Genomic DNA, 24,086 nt, shown 5'->3' on the forward strand with positions numbered 1-24,086 from the left:
CGGTCCAGCTCGAGCTGGCGCTCCCCCGGGCCGCCGCGCATGCCAATACCGCCCTTCTGCCGCTCCAGGTGGCTCCAGGCGCGGACCAGCCGCGAGGCCTGGTACTGGACCTGGGCGAGCTCGACCTGCACCTTGCCGACGTGGCTCTGCGCCCGCTGGCCGAAGATGTCCAGGATCAGTCCGGTACGGTCGATGACGTGGCGCTGCAGGAAGCGCTCGAGATTGCGTTGCTGGGCCGGGCTGAGCGAGTGATTGAATACCACCACGTCGGCATCGAGTGCATCTGCGGCCTCCTTCAGCTCCTCCGCCTTGCCGGAACCGATGAACAGCGCCGGGTCCGGACGGGACCTGCGCCCGGTCAGCGTGTGCACCGGCGTGGAGCCCGCGGTCGACGTCAGCAACGCCAGCTCGCTCAGGCTTTCCTGGAAATCATGCTTGCCGAAATCGACACCAACGAGGATGGCGCGGGAAGACTCGGAATTGGAGGTGGCTCTAGATTGCAAACGGGAGGATCGCGAAACGCGAGAAAGGAAAACGGGTTGGAGGCTACTGGGAGGCAGTGGCTGGTGCCGTGAGGCAGGAGCCTTGGCCTGGGAAGACGCTTGAAGCGGGGACGCTGTCCGTGGCGGAATGCACCAGGGCGAAGCATGTCCGTGCCCGTGGCCACTTTGCAGCCAGGCCGGGCTGGTGTTTTTGGTGTCGCGCCGGAGCATCTGGCCCCTGCGCGACACCGGCAACTAGCGGCCGTGTCGTGGTACGACTGGCCTGCCGGAAAACTGCGGTGCTATCCGCGAATGATCAGCCTTCGGCCGTTTCGTCCACGCGGAAATTCACGGCGCGGGCCGGTACGACGGTGGAAATCGCATGCTTGTAGACCATCTGCGTCACGGTGTTGCGCAACAGGACGACGTACTGGTCGAACGACTCGATATTGCCTTGCAACTTGATGCCATTGACGAGGTAGATTGAAACCGGTACGTGCTCTTTGCGCAGCGCGTTCAGGAACGGGTCTTGTAGCAATTGCCCTTTGTTGCTCATGGCACACTCCAAATTTATAGATTTAGTGATAGATGATGGGGACGGTAATCCCCGATTCAAGTCAAACGGCGCAAACCGCGCCAAAAAAAGATCAAAACGGTACCAAGCTAGCATCGCCTCGCAGGGAACCCCCTGCTACCGTGAATTTAGCCTCAGTTCCAAACGAACGCAAACGAAACTTGCCCGCCTGGGCTCCCGCTGCCTGACTCAATCCTTCGAGTCTGCATATGGGTTTTTGTTCGTACGAAATTCGATGCGAAGCGGTGTGCCCTTCAGTTTGAAAGCCGAGCGGAAACGGTTTTCGAGATAGCGCCGGTAGGTGTCGGCGATGCCGGAAAGCGAATTGCCGTGCACGATGATAATGGGCGGATTGGAGCCACCCTGGTGCGCGTAGCGCAGCTTGGGCCGGGTCGCGCCGACACGCCGCGGCTGCTGGAACTCGACCGCTTCCTGCAGGATCCGCGTGAGCTGCGGCGTGGGCAGCTTGACCATGGCCGCGGCATACGCGTCATCCACCGAGCGCAGCAGCGCGCTGATGCCCGTGCGCTGCTGCGCGGACACAAAGTGGAAGTTGGCGAAGTCCAGGAACTGCAGCTTGCGCTCCAGATCGTGCTTGATGCGGTCGCGACTGTGGCCGTCGAGGCCGTCCCACTTGTTGACGCCAACCACCAGCGCGCGCCCGGATTCCACGATGAAGCCGGCGATGTGCGCATCCTGCTCCGACACGTCCTGCTGCGCGTCGAGCAGCAGCACCACGACGTTCGCATCGGCGATCGATTGCAGCGTCTTGACCACCGAGAACTTCTCGATGGCCTCGAACACCTTGCCGCGCTTGCGCAGGCCGGCTGTATCGATCAGCGTGTAGGGCTTGCCGCCGCGCTCGAACTCCACGTAGATGGCGTCCCGCGTGGTGCCGGGCATGTCGAACGCGATCACGCGCTCTTCGCCGATCAGGGTGTTGACCAGCGTGGACTTGCCCACGTTCGGCCGGCCCACGATGGCGATCTTGACGCCGCGCTGGGCGCCCTCGTCTTCCTCGGCGAGTTCCGGGCGCTCTTTCACCGCCAGTTCCAGCGCCTCGTCGACCAGCTCGCGCACGCCGTCGCCGTGGGTCGACGAAATGGCATAGGGGTCGCCCATGCCAAGCTCGTAGAACTCCGACACCACGGTGGTGTACTTCATGCCCTCGGCCTTGTTCACGGCCAGCATGACGCGGCGCCCGGTCTTGCGCAGGTAATCGGCGATCACCCGGTCCTGGGGCGCCAGCCCGAGGCGGCCGTCGACGAGGAAGATCACCACATCGGCCTCGACCACCGCCTGGCGGGTCTGCTTGGCCATCTCGGCAACGATGCCTTCCTTGGCCACCGGCTCGAAGCCGCCGGTATCGATGGCGATGAACGGACGTTCACCGATGCGGCCTTCGCCATAGTGGCGATCACGCGTGAGCCCGGGCAGATCGGCGACAAGCGCGTCGCGCGAACGGGTCATGCGGTTGAATAGCGTCGACTTGCCCACATTGGGACGGCCGACCAGAGCGATAACTGGTTTCATGCAATAAACGGAAATGGGGGCCGGCAGATGCCGCCCCCCAGGAACTCCGGAGTGATATGGGTCCGACGGCCGGGCGTTGCGCGCCTGGCCACTTTTCCTGTCGGGCGGCCGGGTTAGCGTTGCAACCCGACCTCGTTCACCTGCACGACCAGGAGGATCGTGCTACCGGATTGGCGCCGCCCATGCCGACAGGTGCACGAGCAGTCGCCATGATGTTGACCGCCTCAGTCCGGCACGAAGCCGTAGAGGTTGCCGTCGCGCGTCTGCACCACCAGGGACGCACCCGCCACCACCGGCGCAGCGGTAATCTCGCTGCCATCGGTCTTCATGCGGGCCACGAACTGGCCGTCGTCGCGAGAGAGGAAGTGTACATTGCCTTCGAAGTCGCCCATGACAACCGAGCGTCCCAGCGCCAGCGGCGCGCCCAGGCGACGATACAGGAGCTGATCGTTCTTCCAGCGCTCCGTGCCGTTCTGGCGGTCGAAAGCATGCACCACCGAGCGCTCGTCGCTGGCGTACAGCGAGCCGTCATCCTGCGCGGGGCCGGTCGGCGACGAGAATTCCTTGCCCCATTGCGGCTGGCCATTGGCCAGTTCCAGGCAAGCCACGCGGCCCTGGAACGTGGTGGCACAGACCTGGCGCCCGTCGACCATGGGCTGGCCCGTGACGTCGTTGAGCCGCTCGATCTCGGATACGCCCTTGGGATAGGACACCGTGCTTTCCCAGCGCAGCACGCCGTTGCCGGGAGCCAGCACGCCCAGCTTGCCGCCGGGGAAGCCCATCACGATGCCGTCGCCGGCAAACACCATGCCCATCGACGCGCGCAGGTTGAGCGGGGTCTGCGAGCGCTGGTAGATCCAGCGGCGCTCGCCGGTCTGCGCGTCCAGGCCAAGCACGCGGGTGTCGGTCGTGCGCACGACCACCAGGCCGTTGCCGACCAGCGGCGCGGAAAGGACCTCGCCATTGACCTGCTTCTTCCAGATCTGCTTGCCGCTGGCGTCAAAGGCGAACACCGCGCCCTTCTCGCCCGCCACCGCCGTGACGCTGCCGTCGCTGCCGGGGCCGGAGGTCAGGTCCGTGTCGGTCTTGGCCTCCCACAACGTGCGTCCGGTGCCGCCATCGAACGCCATCACCTTGCCGCCGTTCGAGGAGGCATATACGGTGCTGCCGGACACCGCCGGCTGCAGCGAGTACGGGCCGCTCTTGCCGACGCTGGCCTTCCAGGCCTGGCGCACCGACAGCGTCTGGGTGATCGGCTTGAGTTCGACCGGCGTGCGCTTGTCAGCCTTGCTGAACAGCGAGCAGCCGCCAAGGCTGGCGAGGCTGGCCGCACAAGCGGCGGCCACCACCAGGCCGCGGACGAAATTGCCGTGTTGCTGGTTCTGGGCCGTGCCGGAAAACAATGACTTCATGAGGTTCCGATCCTGATTTAAGTTGAGGCGCAAGGGTGCGGGCATGCGGGACATGCATGGCATGCGTATCCCGCGGGCCTGTCGGCGAGCCGGGCCAACCGCCTTCAGGCGGTGCCCAGCGCGTCAAGCTTGAACTGAATGATCTGGCGCATGGCGGCATCGTTGGCGCTCAGCTTGTCGAGCGCCTTCTGGTACGCCGAGCGGGCTTCCGCCCGCTTGTCCTGGGCAGCCAGCAGATCGCCGCGGCGGTCCGCATACAGCGCCACGAACGGTGCCGGCGGCTCGTCCTTGAGCAGTGCCAGGCCCTGGTCGTAGGCCTTCTCGTCAAGCAGCACGCCAGCCAGGCGCACGCGCGCGAGGTGAGCATACTCGCCATCGCCATGGTCGATCGCCCATTGCAGCTGGGCCTTCGTGGCGGCCAGGTCGCCTGCATCGTACAGCACCTTGGCCGACACCAGCGCGGTCATGGGGCCATAGGCGGTCTTGCCGAATTTTTCCTCGAGGTCGCCGGCAGCGCGCTTGACCCGCGCGACATCGCGGCTCTCGGCGGCCTTGACGACCTGCTCGTACAGCAGCGCCGCTTCTCCGGCCTGCTTGCGTTGCCAGTAGTTCCAGCCGCTCCAGGCAGCGAAAGCCAGCAAGCCGGCGATCAGGGCCCAGGTCACGGTATTGCCGTACTGGCGCCACCAGGCCTTGAGGCTCTCAAGCTGTTCCTGTTCTTCTAGATCGTAAGCCATGTCGAGGGATCCACCCGCGTTTGTTTGTATGAAGGACCGCGCTCGCGCTGCCCCTGGTTCCGATGCTGCCTGCTTACCTGCCCGCTTACCAGCCCGCTTATTCGCTGGCGCCAACCATCGCGTCGATGATGTGGTCGACCAGCTTCTCAGCCGCCACCGTCACCTGCGCGCCACCGCCTTCGGCCTGGGCGCCCTGGCGCAGGTCCTTGACCTGTGCCGTGCCCGCCACTACCTCGTCCTCGCCAATGATAACGGCATAGGCCGCACCGCTACCGTCGGCGCGCTTCATCTGCGACTTGAAGCTGCCGCTCTTGCCATCGGGCGTGGCATGCAGCAGCACGTCGAGGCCGGCATCGCGCAGGCGCTCGGCGATGACCATGGCCTGCTGGCCAGCCGCTTCGCCCTGGTGGACGAGGTACACATCGGCGCCTTCCGCCTGCGGCACGAGCTTTTCCTCGCGCAGCAGTTCGATAATGCGCTCGATGCCCATCGCCCAGCCGCAAGCCGGTGCCGCCCTGCCGCCCATCTGCGCGATCAGCGGATCGTAGCGGCCGCCGCCGGCGATGGTGCCCTGCGCGCCGAGCTTGTCGGTGATCCACTCGAACACGGTCAGGTTGTAGTAGTCCAGCCCGCGCACCAGGCGCGGATTGATCTTGAACGGGATGTTGTTGGCCTTGAGCAGGCGCTGCACGCCGTCGAAGTGGGCCAGCGATTCCTCGCCCAGGAAATCGATCAGCTTGGGCGCGTTGCTTGCCATTTCCTGCAGCGCCGGATTCTTGGTATCCAGCACGCGCAGCGGGTTGGTGTACAGGCGGCGCTTGCTGTCTTCGTCAAGAATGTCCTGGAAGCCTTCCAGGTACTTGATCAGTTCTTCGCGGTGCGCGGCGCGCTCATGCGCCTGGCCCAGCGAATTGAGTTCGAGGCGCACGCCGACCAGGCCCAGGTCATCCCACAGGCGCTGGCACATCATGATGATCTCGGCGTCCACGTCCGGGCCGGCAAAGCCGAGGGCCTCGGCGCCAAGCTGGTGGAACTGGCGATAACGCCCGCGCTGGGGACGCTCGTGGCGGAACATCGGGCCGGTGTACCACAGGCGCTTGGGGCCGTCGTACAGCAGGTTGTGTTCGATGGTGGCGCGCACCGCGGCCGCCGTGCCCTCGGGGCGCAGCGTCAGTTGCTCGCCGTTGAGCGCATCGGTGAAGGAATACATTTCCTTCTCGACGATGTCGGTGACCTCGCCGATGCCGCGCACGAACAGCTGCGTGTGCTCAACGATGGGCGTGCGCAACTGCTGGTAGCCATAGGCGCGCAGCATCGCGCGCGCGGCGTTCTCGAAATGCTCCCACAGCGGCGCGTCGGCGGGCAGCATGTCGTTCATGCCCTTGACGCCCTGCAGTGCCTTGGGCAACTTGATCTTGCTGTCGGCCTTGCTATTGTCAGCCTTGGCGCCGTCGCTGGCGACCACCTGATTCACGGGTTGATTCATCTTCTCTTGTCTTTCCCTGCAGCGCCTGGCCTTGTCGGCTCAGGCTGCCACCTCATTGCTGGCGCTCCCGGCCTTGTTGCCGTAATGGGTGCGCACATAGTCATCGACGATCGCCTGGAATTCCTCGGCGATGCGATCGCCGCGCAGCGTCTTGACCTTGACGCCGTCGACAAACACCGGCGCCGCCGGCGATTCGCCCGAGCCCGGCAGCGAGATGCCGATGTTGGCATGCTTGCTTTCGCCCGGCCCGTTCACGATGCAGCCCATCACGGCCACATCCATTTCTTCCACGCCAGGGTAGGCGGTCTTCCAGGTCGGCATCTGCTCGCGCAGGTAGCTCTGGATGCTGGATGCCAGTTCCTGGAAGGTGGTGCTGGTGGTACGGCCGCAGCCCGGGCAAGCAATCACCATCGGGGTGAAGTTGCGCAGGCCCATGGTCTGCAGGATCTCCTGCCCCACATAGACTTCCTTCTCGCGCGCGGCGCCGGGTTCCGGCGTCAGCGAGATGCGGATCGTGTCGCCGATGCCTTCCTGCAGCAGCACGGACAGTGCCGCGGTGGAGGCCACGATGCCCTTGCTGCCCATGCCTGCCTCGGTCAGCCCGAGGTGCAATGCGTAGTCGCAGCGCTTGGTCAGCTCGCGGTACACCGCGATCAGTTCCTGCACCTGCGAGACCTTGCACGACAGGATGATCTGGTCGCCCGAGAGCCCGATTTCCTCGGCCTTCTTCGCCGATTCGATGGCCGAGGTGATCAGCGCCTCGACCATCACGTTCTGCGCCGGCCACGGCTCGGCGCGCAGGGCGTTTTCGTCCATGATGCGTGCCAGCAGCGACTGGTCCAGGCTGCCCCAGTTCACGCCGATGCGAACCGGCTTGTCGTAGCGGCAGGCCATCTCGATCATCTGCGCGAATTGCGTGTCGCGCTTGGCCCCCTGCCCCACGTTGCCGGGGTTGATGCGGTACTTCGACAGCGCCTGGGCGCAGTCGGGATAATCGTGCAGCAGCTTGTGGCCGTTGTAGTGGAAGTCGCCCACCAGCGGCACGTTCACGCCCATGCGGTCCAGTTGCTCGCGCAGGGCGGGCACCGCCGCCGCGGCTTCCGGCGTGTTGACCGTGATGCGCACGATCTCGGAACCGGCACGCGCCAGCTCCTTGACCTGGATCGCGGTGCCGATGGCGTCCACCGTGTCGGTATTCGTCATCGACTGCACGCGCACGGGGGCGTCGCCACCGATCGTGACCACGTTGTCGCCCCACACCACGCGCGCCTGGCGCGTTTTGCGGCGGGGCAGCGGGCCGGGCAGTACCGGCATACAAGCCTGTTGGTTCATAGCATTACCACCTTGCAATGCGGCGTTGCGCATGGCTGGAGAAACGATGTTCAGGGCAGCGTCAGGCGCGCCACATTATTGCGGTTGGCCGCCTGCAGGTCGACCGGCGTGCCGTTGCGCGTCAGCGACTCGACGCCCTTGACGTTGCCGATCACGATTTTGTACGGCGGCGTGCCGCCGCCACTGAGATCCTGGCCGGCGCGCGCGGTACCGCCGAGCACAACCTTGCCGCTACGGTCGCGGACCTCATACCAGGTGTCCGAGGCGAAACGGATGCGCAGCTCGCCCGCGCCAGCTGCTGCTGCGAGCGCAGGCACCGCCGCCGAAGCGGCTACCGCGGGCACGGCGGCTGGAGCCGGCGCTGCCGAAGGTGCAGGTGCCGCCGAAGGTGCCGGCGCCACCGCCACCGGGCCGCTGGCAGGCAGCGACTCGGACGGCGCGGGGGCGTCGGACGCGGCCATCACGGGCGGCAGCGCGGCCGTGACGGTACCGGGCTCGCTGCCTTGCACCGTGGCTTGCGCCGCCGGGGGCGCCGTGAGGGTTTCCTTGCGCGCCTCGATCCATTGCTTGAAGTGGTCCAGCCCGAACAGCACCCCGCCGCCGATGACAGCGACCACCAGGGCCAGCCAGATCCACCGGCCGCCCGAGCCACCGGAGCCAAAGCGGTTACGGTCGTCGAAACTCTCGTTCAGGCCGCCTTCGCGGCGCATGCCGATTTCCACCACCGGCACGGCCTGCGCGTGGAAACGCGCCAGCAAGGCATCGATGTCGATCTGGAGCATGCGCGCGTAGGCCCGCATCACGCCTTTGGCAAAGGTCACGTCGGGCAGCGCCGCGACGTCGCCCTGCTCGATGGCGGCCAGCTTGTGCGAGGCGACCTTCAGCCGCGCGCTGACATCTTCCAGCGAGAAACGCTGATCCTTGCGCGCTTGCGCCAGGCGTTCGCCAATCTCGCGCGCCACCGCCTCGCGCCCGGCATCCGCGGGGGTACCCCCCGCATGACCCGTCGCTGCAGTCTGGCCTTCGGCGCGCTCGTGCTCACTCATCCCATGCTCCTTGTTCGTATGCGGTCAACTCACGCGAATCGGGGAAACGGCTGCGCAACAGTGCCACCAGGGCATTCTGCGCGGCTACGTCACCCTGACGGCGGGCAATGCGCGCACCCAGCCAGAGGGATTGCGCGCTGACGAAATTGCTGCTGTTGATGCGGCCGACATACTGCTGGGCCCGCTGGTAGTCCCCGCGCTGGTAATACAGCAGCGCCAGGTTGTTGTTGGCTACCGGGTTGTTGCGATCGAAGCGCAGCGCGCCAAACAAGCTCTTCTCGGCTGCCTCGCTGTTGCCATTGCGCAGCTGGCAGGCGCCAAGGCTGGTCAGTGCCTTGCCGGGCCCGCTTGCCGAAGGCGCGTTGACCGCGCGCTCCAGGTAAGGCACGGCCTCGGCATAACGCCCGTTCACGCACAGGAACCAGCCGTAGTTGTTCAGCACGTCGCCATCGTCGGCACGCATGGCCAGCGCGCTACGGAAGCTCTCTTCGGCCAGCGCGCGCTCGTTCATGTTCATGTAGACCAGCGCGCGGATATGGTACGCGTCGACCAGCGTCGGGTCGATCGCGATGGCTTGCTTGGCCTCGTCCAGCGCGACGTTGTACTGCCCGGCTTCAAGGTAGCTGGTAGCCAATTGGAGGCGGATAGTGGCACGCCGGCTCAGCTCGGTCTGGTCGGACGCGGTCTGCAATTCGGGCTTGACCGGCGGCGGCAGCTGGCACGCGGCCAGCAGCACCAGCCCCATCAGGACCGCGACTATCAGACGGGTCATGCAGGCCGGGCCTCTTGCGGCTGGCCGGCCGCGGGCGCCGCCACGATCGGCGTGATTTTGCCGAACTTGCCACGCTGGGCCAGGCGGGTACGGTCCTTGACCTCGCCCGCGAGCTGGCCGCAGGCCGCGTCGATATCGTCGCCGCGCGTCTTGCGGATGGTGGTGACGATGCCGGCGTCCATCAGGACCTGGGCGAAGCGGCGGATCTGCTCGTTGTTCGAGCGCTTGAGCCCCGACTCAGGGAAGGGGTTGAACGGGATCAGGTTGAACTTGCAAGGCACGTCGGCCACAAGCTTCAGCAGTTCCCGGGCATGCTCGACGCCGTCATTGACGCCATCCAGCATGCAGTATTCGAAGGTGATGAAATCGCGCGGGGCAAATTCCAGGTAGCGGCGGCAAGCCGCCATCAGCTCGGCGAGCGGGTACTTCTTGTTGAGCGGCACCAGCATGTCGCGCAACGGATCGTTGGACGCGTGCAGCGATACCGCCAGCGCCACGGGCAAATCCTTGGCCAGTCGGTCCATCATCGGCACCACGCCGGAGGTGGACAGCGTCACGCGCCGGCGCGACAGCCCGTAGGCATGGTCGTCCAGCATCAGGCGCATGGCCGGCACAACCTGGTCATAGTTGAGCAGCGGCTCGCCCATGCCCATCATCACCACGTTGGAGATGACGCGGTCGTCCTTGGCGCCACGGCCCAGTTGGGCACGCATGGCAAACTCGGCCATCCACAACTGGCCGATGATCTCGCCAGTAGTCAGGTTGCGCGAGAAGCCTTGCTTGCCGGTCGAGCAGAACCGGCAATTGACGGCGCACCCCGCCTGCGAAGACACGCACAGCGTGCCGCGCGTCTCCTCAGGGATGTACACCGTCTCCACCGCATCGCCGGCGCCAACGTCCAGCAGCCACTTGCGCGTACCGTCGGCCGACAGGTTGTCGGTGATGACGGCAGGCGAGCGGATCTCGGCGCGCGTGGCGAGCTTTTCGCGCAGCGACTTGGCGAGATCCGACATGGCATCGAAACGGCTGGCGCCGAACTGGTGAATCCAGCGCTGCAACTGCCGCGCACGAAACGGCTTCTCGCCGAGCTCTCCGCAATAGGCGGTAAGCGCGTCCGCATCCAGGTCGAGCAGGTTGACGAGAGTGTTCATGACGGCAGTATCAACTTCAATAGCAGTCTAGTCTTGTGGAATAGACCAGACAATCAGCGGCTGTAAACGTTCATGCCGGGGAAGAAGAAAGCGATTTCGACGGCAGCGGTTTCCGCTGCGTCCGAGCCGTGAACAGCGTTGGCGTCGATGCTGTCAGCGAAGTCTGCACGGATCGTGCCGGCTTCAGCCTTCTTCGGGTCGGTTGCGCCCATCAGGTCGCGGTGCTTGGCAATGGCGTTTTCGCCTTCCAGGGCCTGGATGATGACCGGGCCGGAAACCATGAAGTCCACCAGGTCCTTGAAGAACGGGCGGGCAGCGTGCACTGCATAGAATTGCTCGGCTTCGCCGCGCGACAGGTGAACCATCTTGGCAGCCACGATCTTCAGGCCGGCGGCCTCGAAACGAGCGTAAATCTGGCCGATGACATTCTTTGCCACGGCATCCGGCTTGATAATCGACAGGGTGCGTTCGATCGCCATAAAAACTCCAAAAAATGAAGGGGTTACAATTCAAGTAAACGTGCAATTCTAGCACGAGACGGTTATGGTTTCGAGAAGGCCCATGGCCGCTGGTTCCCCGGAGCCAGCCAAGGCACAACACACACCGCAAAGAGTCCAAAGAAGCACTTGAGATGGCGGGCCATGTGCAGGGAACGCATGAGGCCGGTTGCGATCAAATCATCACCGTCAGCGCGGGTTTTGCGAAAAAAGTGGCCGATACGTTTCACAACCCTTGCAATTCCCTTACTGCGATGCCACATTGGCGTTGTGCCCGCCTGGGTTACCCCGGCGCCTCACCGTTTTGAGACAGGAGTCACCATGGATAACAAGCTGAACACATACAGTTTCGGCAGCGGCACCGCGACGAGCGACGTCGTGGTGCGCAATCGGGTCATGCGCAACACCTACTGGTTGCTTGCCATTTCGATGATTCCCACCGTCATCGGTGCGTGGATCGGCGTCACCACGGGCTTCAGCCTGATGAAAGGCAGCCCCGGCCTGTCGATGATCCTGTTCCTGGGCATCGCGTTCGGCTTCTTCTATGCCATCGAGAAGACCAAGAACAGCAGCATGGGCGTGGTCCTGCTGCTGGCCTTCACCTTCTTCATGGGCCTGATGCTGTCGCGCCTGATCGGGTCGGTGCTGCAGTTCTCCAATGGTCCGGCACTGATCATGTATGCCTTTGGCGGCACAGCGGCGGTGTTCGGCGCCATGGCCACCATCGCTACCGTCAGCAAGCGCGACTTCTCCGGACTGAGCAAATTCCTTTTCGTCGGCGTGATCCTGCTGATCCTGGCCAGCGTCGCCAACATCTGGCTGCAGCTGCCATCGCTGATGATCACGGTTTCGGTGATCGCCATCGGCATCTTCTCAGCCTACATCCTCTTTGACGTGCAGCGCGTGCTGAACGGCGGCGAGACCAACTACATCACGGCAACGCTGGCGATCTACCTGGACGTGTACAACGTCTTCGCCAACCTGCTGGCGCTGCTGGGTATCTTCGGCGGCAACCGCGACTAAGGCGGGCGGCCCGGCCGCCCTACTCCAGACTAAAAAGGCCAGCGCATCCGTGCTGGCCTTTTTCATTGCCGCGACCGCTTGGCCGCGCCAACCCTGCGCCGCTCAGCCGCGGTCGAACACCGCGATCGATTCCACGTGCGAGGTGTGCGGGAACATGTTGACCACGCCCGCGCCGGACAGGCGGTAGCCGGCCTCGTGCACCAGCAGGCCGGCATCGCGCGCCAGCGTGGCCGGGTTGCACGAGACATAGACGATGCGCTTGGGCAGCACGTCGCTACCGGCCTGGGCCAGCTCGCCCAGCGCCTTGCTGACCGCCAGCGCGCCTTCGCGCGGTGGGTCGATCAGCCAGCGGTCAAAACGGCCCAGCGCGGCGATGTCCTCGGCGCCCACCTCGAAGAGGTTGCGGCAGGCGAATTCGGTCTTGTGGTCCAGCCCGTTGATGGCCGCATTGGCCAGCGCCCGGGTGGTCAGGACCTCGCTGCCTTCGATGCCCATCACCGAGCGGCCGCGCGTGGCCAGCGGCAGCGTGAAATTGCCGATGCCGCAGAACAGGTCGAGCAGCCGATCATCCGGCTGCGCGTCCAGCAGGCGAAGCGCGCGGCCGATCAACGCGCGGTTGATCTGGTGGTTGACCTGGGTAAAGTCGGTCGGCTTGAACGGCATGCGGATGTTGAATTCCGGCAGCGTGTAGGCCAGCTCGCGGTCCAGCGGGTAGAACGGCACCACCGTGTCCGGGCCCTTGGGCTGGAGCCAGAACTGCACGCCGTGCTGGTCGGCGAAGGCACGCAGCAGCGCCTCGTCGGCTTCGGTCAGCGGCATCAGGATGCGCAGCACCAGCACGGTCACATCCTGCCCCACCGCCAGCTCGACCTGCGGCAGGCGGTCGCGGATCGACAAACCCGTGATCAGCCCGCGCAGCGGCACCAGCAGAGCCGATACGTGCGGCGGCAGCACTTTGCAGCTCGCCATATCGGCCACATAGCTGCTCTTTCGCTCATGGAAGCCGACCAGCGCCAAGCCCTTCTTCGCCACGTAGCGCACCGTCAGGCGCGCCCGGTAGCGATAACCCCAATCCGGGCCGGCGATCGGGCGGAACACCACGTCCGGGCGCAGCTTCGAAAGGTGCCAGAGATCGTCCTCCAGCACGCGTTGCTTGATAGCCACTTGCGCGCGCGCATCCAGGTGCTGCATCGAACAACCGCCGCATACGCCAAAGTACTCGCAGCCCGGCTTCACGCGCATCGACGAGGCTTTCTTGATCGCGCCCAGGTTTGCCTGCTCGAAACTGGCCTTGCGCTTGAAGCTGCTGTAGCTGACGGTCTCGCCCGGCAGCGCGCCCTCGACGAAAATCACCTTGCCTGGGCTGCCGTCCTCATTGACCAGCCGGCCAACGCCGCGCGCCTCCATGTCGAGGCTGTGGATCTGCACGACGGGCAGCTGCACGGGCGCAGGCTTGACCGATGCGGGCACGGCCGGGGAGGCGGAAGCGCCACCTTCCGGCGCAGAATGGGCTTGCGAGAGAGTCACGGCTTGAGACACCTGGGGAACCTGACGTATTGTTTTGTGAGAGCGCGATTGTAGTCCAGACGCACAGCCGGGCGGCCCTGCGGCGGGCCCGGTGGCACGAAGACCGGGACAAGCGCGCCAGATAAGCGCAACATGGGTGCAGCACGCGCGTGGCAATACCGGCACAGAACACCGGCACCACGCGCCGCGGCAACCAAGCAGGGGGCGACATGGAACTGATTTCCTGGAATATCCAGTGGGGTCGTGGCGCCGACGGGCGCGTCGACCTGGCCCGCACCGTCAGGACGCTGCACGCGATCGCCGATGCCGACGTGCTATGCCTGCAGGAGGTGACGCGCGGCTACTCCGACCTCGCAGGCGACCCTGGCCCCGACCAAGTGGCCGAGCTGGCGGCGCTGTTGCCCGGCTACCGGATCCTCTATGCCCCAGCGGTGGACCGTTTCGCCGCCAACGGCGCGCCGCGCCAGTTCGGTAACCTCATCGCCACCCGCCTTCCCTTGTTCGAAGTATTCCGCCACGCCCTGCCCTGGCCGACCGATCCGACCGTCCCGTCGATGCCTCGCGTGGCGCTGGAAGCGACGGTGCTGACGGGAGACCGGCGCCTGCGCGTGATCTGCACCCATCTGGAGTATTACTCGACACATCAGCGCGCGGCCCAGACCGACGCGTTGCGCGCCTGGCACCGTGAGGCCTGCGAGCACGCCAGCCAGCCCGGCCTGCGCGAGACCGGCCCCGGCCCGTTCACGCCCGAAGCCCGGCCCGCATCCGCCGTGCTGTGCGGTGATTTCAACGGCGCACCGGACGATATCGCTTACCTGCGCATGCTGGCGCCATATGACGGCTGCCACGAAACCGGCATCATCGGCTGGCACGACGCCTGGACGCATACCCACCCCGGCAAGCCCCATGCACCAACTTGCGGCTTGTATGACAAGGACCAATGGCCGCAGGCACCGTTTGCCTGCGATTTCGCCTTCCTGACGGAAGACCTGCTGTCGCGCGTGCTGTGCTGCGAGGTGGATGGTGAAACGCGGGCATCCGACCACCAGCCGATCTATCTGTCGCTGGCGGACGAATAAGGGCCTGTCACGGGGCGCGCCGGGACGCGCTTAGATTTCCGGTTCTTCGTCGTCATCGCCGCCGGCGTACACCGGCTTGATGCGGAAGGACTGGAGGTACTGGATCCACTGGGAGCCCGGCAACTCGGCGAGCGACTCCTGCACGAATTCGATTTCGGTATCGAACTGCTTCGGCGTGAGGCCGCCGCGCATCAGCTGGAAGCGGCAGTACACCAGGTAGGTGTTGACGACGTCGGTCTCGCAGTAGTCGCGGATCGCGGGCAGCTGGCCGTCCTGGTAGGCCTGCCAGACCTTGCTGCCGTCCATGCCCATCTTGCCGGGAAAGCCGCACAGCTTGGCCAGATCGTCCAGCGGTGCGCTGGCGCGGGGCTGGTACATCGCCAGCAGGTCCATCAGGTCCAGGTGCCGCATGTGGTAACGACTGATGTAGTTGTTCCACTTGAATTCGCGGCTATCTGACTCGCTGCCTTCGCCCATTTCCCAGTAGCGCGGCGCGACGATGCCATGCACCAGCCCGCGATAATGCAGCACAGGCAGGTCGAAGCCGCCACCGTTCCACGACACCATCTGGGGCGAGTAGCGCGCCACCAGGTCATAGAACTTCTGGATCAGCACCGCCTCGCCGTCTTCCAGCGTGCCAAGCGAGCCCACATGGAAGACCGGGGTGCCGTCGCGCTGGTTACGGCGCAGCACGCAGGAAATGGCCGCGATGCGCTGCAGGTAGTGTGGCAGGAAATCGGTGCCGTTTTTCTCGCGGCGGGCCGCGAAAGCATGTTCGGCGACCTCGGCATCGGTCATGGAATCGGGATGGTCGTGCAGACGACGCAAACCATCGACATCGGGAATCGTCTCGATGTCGAATACCAGCACAGGTGTCATAGAACAGCGTCCTTGCGCACGCCTTGCGAAGCAAAATGGCGTTTGAGCTTGACCAGCGCCTCTTGCTGGATCTGGCGCACACGCTCGCGCGTCAGCCCCATTTCCTCGGCAAGTTCTTCCAGCGTGGCCGGCTCGATGTGATTAAGCCCGAAGCGGCGCTCGACAACATAGCGGTGCTTTTCGGACAAACGCGCCAACCATTGTTTCATCAGGTTTTCCAGCTCGCGGTGCGCGACTTCCTGGTCGGGCGCAGCGTTGTGCTCGTCCGAGAGGAAATCAAGCAGGCTGGATCCGGGATCGAGATCGAATGGCGTGTCGAGCGAGGTGGTGTGCTCGTTGAGCGCGAGCACGTCTTGTATTTCGTCGGGGGTCTTGCCCAGCAAGTGGGCAATGTCTTCCAGGCTGGCATCGCGGCCGTCGGTGCCGCCCTTCTCCAGATGGCGCTTGGCGCGCAGCACCTGGTTGAGTTCGCGGATGACATGGACCGGCAGGCGTACGGTGCGGGCCTGGTTCATGATGGCGCGCTCGATGCTCTGGCGTATCCACCATGTGGCGTAGGTCGAGAAACGGAATCCGCGGGAGGGATCGAATTTCTCGATGGCATGCATCAGGCCGAGATTGCCTTCCTCGATCAGGTCCAGCAGCGGCACGCCGCGATTGAGGTAGCCCTTGGCGATGCTGACCACCAGCCGCAGGTTACGCTCGATCATGACCTGCCGCGCCGAGAAATCGCCGCCCTTGGCCAGGGTGGAAAAATGCAGCTCTTCGGGCGCGGACAGCAGCGGCTTGATGCTGATGCGATTCAGGTAATGCTGGACGGTATCGGCTGCCAGCTCGGTGTGCAGCACGGTGCGGAAGTCGTCGTGATCGGGCGCGGCGGGCTCGGCGGTGGCCTCGCCCTCTTCTTCGTCCTCGGATTCTTCTTCGTCCTCGTCGCGGGCCTGGCGCTCGACTTCCTCGACCATCAGGTCGGCCTCGCGCAGGCCTACCGCCGTACCCGTGGTGATGGGCTCATCGGTAAGCGGAACCAGGTCGGCGGCCGGGTCCTGGCCGTAGGCCTCGGAATCTGCATCGGCATCGGCTTGCGCCACGCCAGTGGACTGCTGCAACTCCGGCTGCTTGGGACGCCGAGCGCGGCTGGTGCTTCCGGTGGAGACAGTTTTCTGGCGTGGCATGAACCCTCACTGTGGCGGCAGATACCGCATCGGATCGACTGGTTTCCCGTTCTTGCGTACCTCGAAATGCAGCTTCACACGATCGGTGTCACTGTTACCCATCTCTGCAATCTTTTGTCCCTTGCGGACCGTTGCCTGCTCCGTCACCAGCACCTTGTCGTTGTGGCCGTACGCAGTGAGATATGTATCGTTGTGTTTGATGATGACAAGATTCCCGTAGCCGCGCAAGGGGCCAACGTGAATCACGCGGCCATCGTCGGCTGCCTGCACCGGATCGCCCTTTTTGCCGGCAATATCGATGCCCTTGTTGCCTTTTTCGTCGAAATGCCCGATCAACTGGCCGGTGACCGGCCATGCCAGCTTGACCGAGCCATCGGCGGCGGGCGCGGAAGCCCCGCCAGCGGTGGCTGTCGACGGAACCGGCGTGGGCACCGGGCGGGCCTGGTCGATCGGCTGGCCCTGCACGCCGCCTGGCGCCACCGGCATGGTGGCGACACCGGTGCCCGCGTTGACGTCGGCACCCGGAGGCGCCACGCGCAACAATTGGCCCACTTCGATCTGGTTGGCGTTGGCCAGCGAATTCCAGGCCGCGACATCGCGGTAGGACTGGCCGTTCTCGAGCGCGATTCGATAAAGCGTATCGCCTCGCTTGACGCGATAGTATCCAGGCGGCGCGGGCTCCAGCGGGACGACACCGGCGACGCCGGCTCCGGAGGTGCGGTCCACCACGGGCGCCGGCATGGGCGAGGAGGCACAGGCGGCCAGCAGGGCCAGCAGCAGGGAGGCGGTAGCGAGCTGCCCGGCGCGGGCGAAACGTTCCGTGTTCACGATATTGTGCATAGTTCGACTCAGATGGTGCCCGATTTTAATGGCACAAAGAAAACGGCTTCAAGCGCGGTCCGGTGAAATCGATGCCGGTTACGCCGCTCGATCAACAACAATTGCTGTGTGACGGTCTGCCCGGGCCCGCCGGCGGGGGGAGCCACCGCCACGGGCGCAATCAGCCGCCCGCCAATGGCAAGCTGCTCCAGCAACGCCTGAGGCACCTCCATGCCGGCCGCCGCCAGGATAATCGACGAAAACGGCGCCGCCTGGGGTAAACCCAGCATGCCATCGCCATAATGCAGGCGCAGGTTTGGCACTCGCAGCGGCCGCAAGTTCGCCTTGGCTTGTTCGTGCAGCGGACGAATCCGCTCGATGGAGAACACTTCACGCGCCACCAGGCTCAGCACCGCCGCCTGGTAGCCGCAGCCGGTGCCGATTTCCAGCACGCGCTCCAGCGGTTCATCCGCGCCGAGGCCATCGCGCAACAGCTCGATCATGCGAGCCACCACCGACGGCTTGGAGATGGTCTGCTGGTGGCCGATCGGCAACGCCGCGTCTTCATACGCTTGCGATGACAGGCCGGGCTCGACAAACAGGTGGCGCGGGATGGTGGCAATCGCGTCAAGCACGCGCTCGTCGCGGATGCCGGCGGCGACGAGCCGCGCCGCCAGCGCGCCGCGCGCCCGCTCCGAGGCCATGCCGCCGCCGCCCGCCGTGGCGGCGCTGGCGCGAGCCTGCACGGCGCTCGCTGCCGGGGTGGGCGCGGCAGGCGCCTTGGCCGCGCGCGATTTGGCGGCCATCGCCGCGCCGCGCGCGCCGCCCACGGCAGGCATGCCGGCGGTACGCGCCGGCGCGGGCTTGCGCTCGACCACCGCGTCCAGCGACAGGGGAAACTTAGGGCGACGCGGGACGGAACTCATGACGGCCGGCTACTGCGCGCGGCAGGGCTTATGCCAGCCACTGGTTGATCTGCTCGAGCTGCCCGCGGTGAGTCAGGTCCAGCTGCAAAGGGGTCAGCGACACGAAGCCTTCGCCCGTGGCGTGGAAATCCGTGCCCTCGCTCGCATCGCGCGCATCGCCGGCGGGCCCGATCCAATAGTTGGTATCGCCGCGCGGGTTGACCTGCGTGATCACCGGCTGGGATGGATGGCGCTTGCCGAGCCGGGTGGCACGGTAGCCCTTGATGTGTTCGAACGGCAGGCTGGGAATATTGACGTTGAGCAGGAACGGCTCGGCCGCGGGCTTGGCGATATAGCGCTCGACGATGTCGCGCGCCACGCGCGCGGCGGCGTCGAGGTGGGTCCAGCCTTTGTCCACCTGCGAAAAGGCGATCGAGGGAATGCCAAGCAGGAAGCCCTCGATGGCGGCGGCGACCGTGCCGGAATACAGCACGTCCTCGCCCATGTTCTGGCCCTGGTTGATGCCGGACACCACCAGGTCGGGCTTCTCGTCAAGCAGGCCGGTCAGCGCGATATGCACGCAATCGGTTGGCGTGCCGTTGACGAAGCGGAAACCCTTCTGCACGCCCTCCCGGGCTTCATAGATGGACAGTGGCCGCTGCAATGTCAGCGAGTTGGAAGCACCGCTGTGGTTTTGCTCAGGCGCAATCACCGTGATGCGCGCCAGCGGCGCCAGCGCGGCATGTAGCGCGGCTAGCCCCGGCGCCAGGTAGCCGTCATCGTTTGCGAGGAGGATATGCATGGCCGAGATTGTACCTGACAAGGCTGCCGCAAGCGCCCTGTGCGCAGCGCAAATCATGGCGCAAAGCAGCGCCCGCGGCAGGCTCGCCAGCTTGTAACAGAACGACCGTGCTATTTTTGCGCTACACTTGCCCGAGCCTGCCTGGCGCAACTGGCATGGACCTCGCGTGCACCGCGCATGCACCCTTTTGCGCCATCTTCAGCCGGGCATCGAACATATCACTGGAGACATGATGAAAGCCGTACTGTGCAAAGCCTGGGGCCCGCCTGATTCGCTGGTTCTCGAAACCCTGCCCGACCTGGTGCCCGGCGCGGGCGAAGTGGTCATCGACGTAAAGGCAGCCGGCGTGAATTTTCCCGACGTCCTCATCATCCAGAACAAATACCAGGCCAAGCCGCAACTGCCGTTCTCGCCAGGCTCGGAGCTGGCCGGCGTGGTCAACGCGGTCGGCGAAGGCGTGACGCACGTCAAGCCCGGCGACAATGTCATCGCCTACCTGGGCAACGGCGCCTTCGCCTCGCAGGCCAAGGCCCCCGCCGCCGCAGTCGTGCCGATGCCGCCGGGCATCGACTTCGAGACCGCCGCGGCGTTCACCCTCACCTATGGCACCTCGCACCACGCGGTGATCGACCGGGGTGAGCTAAAGGCCGGCCAGACCATGCTGGTACTCGGCGCTGCCGGCGGCGTGGGCCTGGCTGCCATCGAAATCGGCAAGGCCATCGGCGCGCGCGTGATCGCCGCCGCTTCCACCGACGAGAAGCTCGCGGTCTGCAAGGACCATGGCGCCGATGCGCTGATCAACTACAGCACCGAAGACCTGCGTGAACGCGTGAAGGCGCTGACCGACGGCCGCGGCCCCGATGTGATCTATGACCCGGTGGGTGGCATCTACGCCGAGCCGGCGTTCCGCTCGATCGGCTGGCGCGGCCGCTACCTGGTGGTGGGCTTTGCCAATGGCGAGATCCCGAAGCTGCCGCTGAACCTGGCGCTGCTCAAGGGCGCCTCGCTGGTGGGCGTGTTCTGGGGCGACTTTGCGCGGCGCGAGCCCAAGGCCAACCAGGCCAACATGGCGCAGATGCTGGGCTGGATGAAGGAAGGCAAGATCCGCCCGCACATCTCCGCGCGCTATGCCCTGGAACAGGCGCCGCAAGCCCTGAAAGACATGGAAGCCCGCAAGGTCACCGGCAAGATCGTCATCGTGCCTTGATGCAGCGCGCCTTTGGCGCCGCGCAAAAGAAAAAAGGCGCCTGGGGCCGTAGCACCAGGCGCTTTTTTTTTGCTCAGTGGCGCTTCACGCAGCCATAAGGGCGCGCATCAGAAGCGATGCTGCAAGCCGGCGGTCACGCCCACCTGGTTGTTCGCATGGCCGATGAAGTCCCGGGACAAGCTCACGTTCTGCCCGTTGCGCGCCTTGGCATAACCGCCCGACAGGTAGGCCGTGGTGCGCTTGGACAGCGCGTACTGGGCGCGCACCGAGAACAGGATCGGATCGGCATCGCTGCCGCCCTTGATGTTCTGCTTGTAGACCGCGCCATACAACGTGAACGCCGGCGTGAAGTCATACGAGGCGCCGCCCCAGTACATGTCGCTGCGGTGAGACGCGGCAGCCGTGGTGAAGGTCCGCTTGTAGTTGCGATAGCCCGCGTAGAGCTTGAGGTCGCCGAAGTCGTAGCTGGCGCCGGCGTGGATGCCCTGGATGTAGTCCGTGACATCGGCGGGCGTGGTGCTCGTGCCCGCGCCGTTCTGGCGATCCCAGGTTGCGGCCGCCGCAAAGCCACCCGAGCTGTAGCCTACGCCGAGATCGTACTTGGACAAGCTCTTGAAGCTGCCGGCCACTTCGCCCAGTGCCACCGTGGCGCCAAGCTTCACGCCGCCAAACGTGCCGTCGTAGCGGATCGCGTTGGAAGCGCGCGAGAAAAAGCCGTCCTTGCGATCGCCGGTAGCGGTCGCCGAGGTCGCCCACGAGTAATTCGGCGCGTAGCCCATCGGGTCGAACGGCAGCATGAAATCGTAGGTGGTGGTGAAGGTGCGGCCCAGCACCACTTGCCCGTACTTGCTGGACAAGCCAACGATGGCGCGGCGATCGAACAGCGTGCCGTCGGAATCCAGCCGGCCGGTATCGATGCCGATGCCGCTCTCCAGCTGGAACAGCGCCTTGAGCCCGCCGCCCAGGTCCTCGCTGCCGCGCATGCCCCAGCGCGAGGTGTTCTTGCCGCCCGAGGTCATCTTGAGCACCGAGCCGTTCGGTCCGGCATGGCTGGCGTATTCGATGCCGGCATCCATGATGCCGTACAGGGTCACGCTGGATTGCGCCGCGGCGCCACCGGCCAGGCTCATGGCCATCGCTGCCAGCGCGATCGATTTGAACTTCATGCTGTCTCCTCTTGTGATTTGTGCTTGTTGTGGTGATGTCGGGGCAGGCCCCCCGGGATGGCACGCATGGTATGGCAGGCGCACTTTCAGTTCGCTTTCGAAATTCGACGGATTTCATCGCCGCGCGAGCGATTGGGGTTAGGAGTTTCCCTAGCTTCAAAGTCGTGCCGGATACCTGTATTTCTCAGCGCGGCCCGCCTTTCCGGCCCTCCCCGCTTTCACCGATTTCACCCGGGTGCCCCGCCCCCGCCAAGAGAATGCGAATCCTGCTCGTTGAAGACAATGTGATGCTGGCTAATGCCCTGGTCGAGGCGCTCAGCCAGGCGGGCTTCGCCGTCGACTGCATGCACGATGGCCGCGCGGCGGATCATCTGCTCTCGACCCAGGATTACGCGCTGGTCATCCTCGACCTGGGCCTGCCCAAGCTCGATGGCCTGGAGGTGCTGCGACGCCTGCGGCAGCGGCGCAATGCCATGCCCGTGTTGATCCTGACGGCGCACGGCTCGGTCGAGGACCGCGTGAAGGGACTCAACCTCGGCGCCGACGACTACCTGTCCAAGCCCTTCGACCTGTCGGAGCTGGAAGCCCGCGCACGCGCGCTGATACGCCGCAGCTTTGGGCACGAGAGCACGCAGCTGCAATGCGGCACGCTGTGCTACGACGGCATCAGCCGCGCCTTCGTGCTGGGCGGCGTACCCCTGGCGCTGACCCGGCGCGAGCGCGCCGTGCTCGAGGTGCTGATGCTGCGCGACGGACGCGCCGTCAACAAGGAAGCCATGTCGGAGAAGATTTTCGGCATCGACGAATCGGTCAACCCGGACGCCATCGAAATCTACGTGCACCGCCTGCGCAAGAAGCTCGAAGGCAGCGGCGTGGCCATCGTGACCCTGCGCGGGCCGGGCTACCTGCTGGACGCCTGCACGCAAGCGGGCGCGGCCACGCCTGCCGCCCGATGAAAGTCCCGAGCCTGCGCCTGCAGCTCTCGCTCTGGCTGCTGCTGCCGTTGCTGCCCTGCTGGCGCTGGACGCTTGGATGACCTATCACCGCGCGATGGATGCCGCCGACGTGGCGTTCGACCGCACGCTGGAAGCCTCGCTCAAATCGATGCGCGAAGGCATCCGCTTGCATGAAGGCCGCTTCGCCATCGAGGTCCCCTACCTGGCGCTGGAGATCTTCGAATCCGAGGCCGGCAGCCGGATCTACTACGTGATTCGCGACGAGCACGGCGCCACGCTGACCGGCTACGACGACCTGCCGATGCCGGCCACGCCAAAGCAACCGCTCTACAAGACCGTCTTCTACGACGCCGCTTTCCGCGGCGAGCCGGTACGCATGGCAGCGCAGCCGCTACCGGTGCGCGACATGCCGTCGGGGCAGGCGCGGCTGGTCTGGGTGCTGGTCGGCGAGACCATCGAGCCGCGCCAGTCGCTGGCGCACGAGATCCTCGCCGGCTCGCTGCAGCAGGAGATGGTGCTGGTCACGCTGGCGCTGGGCATCGTGTGGTTCGGCGTGCGGCGCGGCCTGCGGCCACTGCACCGGCTCAGCGCCGCGGTGGCCGAGCGTGGCGCCGACGACCTGGCGCCACTGGAACAGAAAGACCTGCCTGCCGAAATGAAGCCCCTGGTCGAGGCGATCAACCAGTACGTCGCGCGCCTGCACCGCATGTTGCTGGCGCGCAAGCGCTTCTTTGCCGATGCCGCCCACCAGTTGAAGACCCCGCTGGCCATCATGCAGGCGCAATCCGAGCTGGCGCTGCGCGAGCAAGATGACGAACGCATGCGCCGTCACCTGCGGCCGCTGCACGAGACCGTGCGCCACGCCGCCAAGGGCGTACAGCAACTGCTGTCGCTATCGCGCCTGGAGCCGGACAGTGGCTACGCGCCGGCATTGCAGCCCTTGCGCCTGGACCTGCTGGCCAGGGAAGCGGCGCTCGAATGGACATCGGTGGCGCTGGCCAGCCAGGTCGATCTTGGCTTTGAAGCGCCGGCGCCGGTGCAGGTCATGGGACAGGCAGAACTGCTGCAGGAACTGATCGGCAACCTGGTGGATAACGCGATCCGATATGCCGGCCCGGGTGCGCAGGTGACGGTGCGCGTGGGCGACCCGGATCACCAGCCATTGCTGCAGGTCATCGATAGCGGCCCCGGTGTTGCCGATGAAGAGCGCGACAAGGTGTTCCACCGCTTCTATCGTGGCGAATCCAACCAGGCGCAGCAAGGCAGCGGCCTGGGCTTGCCAATCGTGCGCGAGATCGCGCGCGCGCATCGTGCCGCCGTGACACTCGAGAAGACGCCCGGCACGGGCCTGACCGTCAGCGTGCGTTTTGCGCCGGCGACGGGCACCGGCGCGGGACCGGACCCGCTGCACGCCGCCTAAGGCGGGCAATTGGTCGGTACTGCCAGTTCCTGCCGCAGCGGATTGATCTTCAGGCTCGGCCGGAGGAAGATTCCTCCGGCCGTTTTCCTGGCTGGTCGCGTGCTCG

22 protein-coding genes and 1 pseudogene are annotated in these 24,086 nt (G+C 65.5%); 5 read left to right on the forward strand and 18 right to left on the reverse strand.

Annotated features, from left to right (window positions below; translation table 11 throughout):
• The 11 genes from ACYP5B_RS35925 to ndk form a co-directional block, all read right to left on the reverse strand.
• Positions 1-503 (reverse strand): HflX-like GTP-binding protein (locus tag ACYP5B_RS35925; RefSeq protein ID WP_459572816.1); only part of this gene is annotated, 503 nt, incomplete at its 3' end.
• Between the two features lie 295 nt (positions 504-798).
• Entirely contained in the window at positions 799-1,038 is a 240-nt protein-coding gene (hfq, locus tag ACYP5B_RS35930; protein ID WP_006157757.1) for an RNA chaperone Hfq, read from the reverse strand.
• Positions 1,039-1,245: 207 nt separating this feature from the next.
• Complete coding sequence (gene der, locus ACYP5B_RS35935) at positions 1,246-2,589, reverse strand: ribosome biogenesis GTPase Der (RefSeq protein WP_043347450.1); 1,344 nt, start codon at positions 2,587-2,589, stop codon at positions 1,246-1,248.
• A 224-nt stretch (positions 2,590-2,813) separates the two neighbouring features.
• Positions 2,814-4,001 carry an outer membrane protein assembly factor BamB gene (gene bamB, locus ACYP5B_RS35940; protein ID WP_318231095.1) on the reverse strand — a complete coding sequence of 396 codons (1,188 nt, stop codon included), beginning with the start codon at positions 3,999-4,001 and terminating at the stop codon, positions 2,814-2,816.
• 104 nt (positions 4,002-4,105) lie between these two features.
• On the reverse strand, positions 4,106-4,738 hold the full coding sequence (locus tag ACYP5B_RS35945) for a YfgM family protein (RefSeq protein ID WP_400097528.1): 633 nt from the start codon (positions 4,736-4,738) through the stop codon (positions 4,106-4,108).
• Positions 4,739-4,835: 97 nt separating this feature from the next.
• Entirely contained in the window at positions 4,836-6,116 is a 1,281-nt protein-coding gene (gene hisS / locus ACYP5B_RS35950; protein ID WP_400097560.1) for a histidine--tRNA ligase, read from the reverse strand.
• Between the two features lie 147 nt (positions 6,117-6,263).
• A complete protein-coding gene (gene ispG, locus ACYP5B_RS35955) occupies positions 6,264-7,556 on the reverse strand; it encodes a flavodoxin-dependent (E)-4-hydroxy-3-methylbut-2-enyl-diphosphate synthase (RefSeq protein WP_459572817.1) in 1,293 nt (430 codons plus the stop codon).
• Positions 7,557-7,606: 50 nt separating this feature from the next.
• Positions 7,607-8,602: a RodZ domain-containing protein gene (locus tag ACYP5B_RS35960; protein ID WP_459572818.1), complete on the reverse strand. Its 996-nt coding sequence runs from the start codon at positions 8,600-8,602 to the stop codon at positions 7,607-7,609.
• Positions 8,595-9,374: a type IV pilus biogenesis/stability protein PilW gene (gene pilW, locus ACYP5B_RS35965; RefSeq protein ID WP_400097522.1), complete on the reverse strand. Its 780-nt coding sequence runs from the start codon at positions 9,372-9,374 to the stop codon at positions 8,595-8,597. Before pilW ends, ACYP5B_RS35960 begins: the two co-directional genes overlap by 8 nt.
• Positions 9,371-10,525, reverse strand: coding sequence for a dual-specificity RNA methyltransferase RlmN (gene rlmN, locus ACYP5B_RS35970; RefSeq protein ID WP_267603628.1), 1,155 nt, complete (start codon positions 10,523-10,525; stop codon positions 9,371-9,373). The genes pilW and rlmN overlap by 4 nt, the downstream gene beginning before the upstream one ends.
• A 53-nt stretch (positions 10,526-10,578) precedes the next feature.
• Positions 10,579-11,004 carry a nucleoside-diphosphate kinase gene (gene ndk / locus ACYP5B_RS35975; RefSeq protein ID WP_006157747.1) on the reverse strand — a complete coding sequence of 142 codons (426 nt, stop codon included), beginning with the start codon at positions 11,002-11,004 and terminating at the stop codon, positions 10,579-10,581.
• A 339-nt stretch (positions 11,005-11,343) separates the two neighbouring features.
• On the opposite strand from ndk, the gene ACYP5B_RS35980 reads away from it, so the two are divergent.
• Positions 11,344-12,045 (forward strand): Bax inhibitor-1/YccA family protein, encoded by a 702-nt coding sequence (locus ACYP5B_RS35980; RefSeq protein ID WP_006157746.1) that lies wholly within the window; start codon positions 11,344-11,346, stop codon positions 12,043-12,045.
• Positions 12,046-12,147: 102 nt separating this feature from the next.
• On the opposite strand, the gene rlmD is transcribed toward ACYP5B_RS35980, so the two are convergent.
• The gene (rlmD, locus tag ACYP5B_RS35985; RefSeq protein WP_459572903.1) at positions 12,148-13,452 is read right to left on the reverse strand and encodes a 23S rRNA (uracil(1939)-C(5))-methyltransferase RlmD; all 1,305 of its coding nucleotides are present in this window, start codon (positions 13,450-13,452) and stop codon (positions 12,148-12,150) included.
• A 329-nt stretch (positions 13,453-13,781) separates the two neighbouring features.
• Between rlmD and ACYP5B_RS35990 the strand changes: the two genes are divergently transcribed.
• Entirely contained in the window at positions 13,782-14,651 is an 870-nt protein-coding gene (locus ACYP5B_RS35990) for an endonuclease/exonuclease/phosphatase family protein (RefSeq protein WP_400097520.1), read from the forward strand.
• Positions 14,652-14,681: 30 nt separating this feature from the next.
• Here the strand turns inward: ACYP5B_RS35990 and ACYP5B_RS35995 are convergent, their stop codons facing one another.
• Genes ACYP5B_RS35995 through surE form a run of 5 tightly spaced genes read right to left on the reverse strand, consistent with a single transcriptional unit; the run spans position 14,682 to position 19,231 of the window.
• Positions 14,682-15,530 carry a 3'-5' exonuclease gene (locus ACYP5B_RS35995; RefSeq protein WP_174423309.1) on the reverse strand — a complete coding sequence of 283 codons (849 nt, stop codon included), beginning with the start codon at positions 15,528-15,530 and terminating at the stop codon, positions 14,682-14,684.
• Entirely contained in the window at positions 15,527-16,705 is a 1,179-nt protein-coding gene (gene rpoS / locus ACYP5B_RS36000; protein WP_400097517.1) for an RNA polymerase sigma factor RpoS, read from the reverse strand. Before rpoS ends, ACYP5B_RS35995 begins: the two co-directional genes overlap by 4 nt.
• Before the next feature lie 6 nt (positions 16,706-16,711).
• On the reverse strand, positions 16,712-17,545 hold the full coding sequence (locus ACYP5B_RS36005; protein ID WP_400097515.1) for a peptidoglycan DD-metalloendopeptidase family protein: 834 nt from the start codon (positions 17,543-17,545) through the stop codon (positions 16,712-16,714).
• An 8-nt stretch (positions 17,546-17,553) separates the two neighbouring features.
• Complete coding sequence (locus ACYP5B_RS36010; RefSeq protein WP_318231103.1) at positions 17,554-18,450, reverse strand: protein-L-isoaspartate(D-aspartate) O-methyltransferase; 897 nt, start codon at positions 18,448-18,450, stop codon at positions 17,554-17,556.
• A 28-nt stretch (positions 18,451-18,478) separates the two neighbouring features.
• The gene (gene surE / locus ACYP5B_RS36015; protein WP_006157739.1) at positions 18,479-19,231 is read right to left on the reverse strand and encodes a 5'/3'-nucleotidase SurE; all 753 of its coding nucleotides are present in this window, start codon (positions 19,229-19,231) and stop codon (positions 18,479-18,481) included.
• 232 nt (positions 19,232-19,463) lie between these two features.
• Between surE and ACYP5B_RS36020 the strand changes: the two genes are divergently transcribed.
• On the forward strand, positions 19,464-20,438 hold the full coding sequence (locus tag ACYP5B_RS36020; RefSeq protein ID WP_150993125.1) for an NADPH:quinone oxidoreductase family protein: 975 nt from the start codon (positions 19,464-19,466) through the stop codon (positions 20,436-20,438).
• A gap of 107 nt (positions 20,439-20,545) precedes the next feature.
• Here the strand turns inward: ACYP5B_RS36020 and ACYP5B_RS36025 are convergent, their stop codons facing one another.
• Entirely contained in the window at positions 20,546-21,604 is a 1,059-nt protein-coding gene (locus tag ACYP5B_RS36025; protein ID WP_459572821.1) for a porin, read from the reverse strand.
• Between the two features lie 257 nt (positions 21,605-21,861).
• On the opposite strand from ACYP5B_RS36025, the gene ACYP5B_RS36030 reads away from it, so the two are divergent.
• On the forward strand, positions 21,862-22,560 hold the full coding sequence (locus ACYP5B_RS36030) for a response regulator (protein WP_459572822.1): 699 nt from the start codon (positions 21,862-21,864) through the stop codon (positions 22,558-22,560).
• Positions 22,557-23,980, forward strand: a pseudogene (locus ACYP5B_RS36035) (sensor histidine kinase N-terminal domain-containing protein). The gene ACYP5B_RS36030 and the pseudogene ACYP5B_RS36035 overlap by 4 nt, the downstream one beginning before the upstream one ends.
• The last annotated feature ends 106 nt before the right edge of the window (positions 23,981-24,086 follow it).

The sequence above is a fragment of the Cupriavidus sp. 8B genome (genome assembly GCF_054589115.1).